This window comes from Synechococcus sp. R55.7, from assembly GCF_047461955.1.
Classification (GTDB): Bacteria; Cyanobacteriota; Cyanobacteriia; order Thermostichales; family Thermostichaceae; genus Thermostichus.
In genome coordinates this window covers 24635-26731 of the sequence record NZ_JANSIC010000005.1, presented here as the reverse complement: position 1 = coordinate 26731, position 2097 = coordinate 24635, and the positions used below count along the sequence as shown (strand labels likewise).

Here is a 2097-nt window from a genome sequence, read left to right as displayed (position 1 = left end):
AACCTGATCTGGTTCATACCAGCGTAGGAAAGCGAGCACTGGAGTTGACAACATGCGCAGCGAATGGGTTGCCCGTCGCCGTGGGCAAGCAAATGTAACGCAGATGCACTTTGCCCGTCAGGGCGTGATTACCGAAGAGATGGAGTACGTGGCCCGGCGGGAAAACCTGCCGCCGGAACTGATCCGCTCGGAAGTGGCCCGGGGTCGCATGATCATCCCTGCCAACATCAATCACACCAACCTCGAGCCGATGTGCATTGGGATCGCTTCCCGGTGCAAAGTCAATGCCAACATTGGCGCTTCCCCTACTTCTTCCGGCTTGGCCGAAGAGCTGGAAAAGCTGAAATTGGCCATCAAATACGGCGCCGATACCGTTATGGATCTGTCCACTGGCGGGGGCGATTTGGATGAAATTCGCACAGCCATTATCCAAGCTTCTCCAGTGCCCATTGGCACGGTGCCCATCTACCAGGCCCTAGAAAGCGTGCATGGCAATGTCGAAAAACTCTCGGCAGAAGATATCTTGCATATTATCGAAAAGCAGGCCCAGCAAGGGGTGGACTACATGACCATCCATGCCGGGATCCTGATCGAATATCTGCCGTTGGTACGCCACCGCCTGACGGGAATTGTTTCTCGTGGGGGTGGGATCCTGGCCCGTTGGATGTTGGCCCACCACAAACAAAACCCGCTTTATACCCACTTCCGCGACATTATCGAGATTTTCAAGAAATACGATGTTTCTTTTAGTCTGGGAGATTCTTTGCGACCGGGATGTTTGCACGATGCTTCTGATGAAGCACAACTGGCGGAGTTGAAAACCCTGGGCCAGTTGACCCGCATGGCTTGGGAGCACGATGTGCAGGTGATGGTAGAAGGGCCGGGGCACGTGCCGATGGATCAAATTGAATTTAACGTGCGCAAGCAAATGGAGGAGTGCGACGAAGCTCCCTTCTACGTTTTGGGGCCTTTGGTAACCGATATTGCGGCAGGCTATGACCACATCAGCTCCGCCATTGGAGCAGCCTTAGCCGGTTGGTACGGGGCAGCCATGCTTTGCTATGTCACCCCCAAAGAGCACCTGGGTTTGCCCAATGCAGAGGACGTGCGCAACGGCTTAATTGCCTATAAAATTGCCGCCCATGCTGCCGATATTGCCCGTCATCGCCCCGGTGCCAGGGATCGGGATGATGAGATGTCCAGAGCTCGCTATAACTTCGACTGGAACCGACAATTTGAACTGTCTTTGGATCCAGAACGCGCCAGAGAATATCACGACGAAACCTTGCCGGCAGATATCTACAAAACGGCAGAGTTCTGCTCCATGTGTGGGCCAAAGTTTTGCCCCATGCAAACCAAAATGGATGCAGAGGCTTTGAGCGAGCTGGAGCGGTTCTTGGCCGCGCAGCCAACAGGGTAAGCCTTGGCCCATCCCTGCCCTGAAGGCTTGAAAAAGGCCATCGTCTATCTCGCCTATGGACTGGATTGGGATCCCAGCCTCAAGCTGTCAAAAAGTTGGGTCTAAAGTTCTGTCCTACCGCAGGGATCCCTGCCCTTTGCGGCGGGGAGTGTGTCAAGCTGATCTGTAGAAGAACCATTGCAGTTGGCTCAATTGAGCACAGAGGATGACATGGCACTTAGACAACTCGGGCATGTCGCCATCCGGGTAGAGGACATTCCCAAGGCGGTGGAGTTCTACCAAAAGCTGGGCATGGTTAACGTCTGGCAGGATCCCGACTGGGCCTACATGAAGGCAGGAGAGGATGGGCTGGCGCTATTGGGGCCGGGCTACCGCGCGGCAGGGCCTCACTTTGGCTTTGTCTTCGACAGCATAGAGGAGCTCCAGCAAGAACACCAGCGCCTGAAATCCCAAGGGATCCCGGTAGGGGCCATTCACACCCACAGGGATGGCACGGCCTCTTTCTATGGCAAGGATCCCGACGGCAACCTGTTTGAGTTTTTGTATGAACCTGCGGGAACCTTCGACCAAGCCAAGGCAGCCCAAGCCACAGCTTGACTTAGCACCTTGAGGGCGCTCCCCCAAGTACTCTCAGTTTGTCCAACGCAAAGGGATCCTCTTGTACACAGGGGATCCCC

General features: G+C 55.2%; 2 protein-coding genes. Both read left to right on the top strand.

All coding sequences use genetic code 11. The annotated features are described in order from the left end of the window. Nucleotides 1-52: 52 nt before the first annotated feature. A complete protein-coding gene (thiC, locus tag NW820_RS00790; protein ID WP_414406413.1) occupies nucleotides 53-1420 on the top strand; it encodes a phosphomethylpyrimidine synthase ThiC in 1368 nt (455 codons plus the stop codon). A gap of 210 nt (nucleotides 1421-1630) precedes the next feature. Then, nucleotides 1631-2017 carry a VOC family protein gene (locus tag NW820_RS00785; RefSeq protein WP_414406412.1) on the top strand — a complete coding sequence of 129 codons (387 nt, stop codon included), beginning with the start codon at nucleotides 1631-1633 and terminating at the stop codon, nucleotides 2015-2017. Nucleotides 2018-2097 lie beyond the last annotated feature (80 nt).

Bases quoted from the DNA above. Each gene is read 5' to 3' on its own strand.
- thiC (WP_414406413.1), top strand. From the start codon at position 53: ATGCGCAGCGAATGGGTTGCCCGTCGCCGTGGGCAAGCAAATGTAACG.
- NW820_RS00785 (WP_414406412.1), top strand. From the start codon at position 1,631: ATGGCACTTAGACAACTCGGGCATGTCGCCATCCGGGTAGAGGACATT.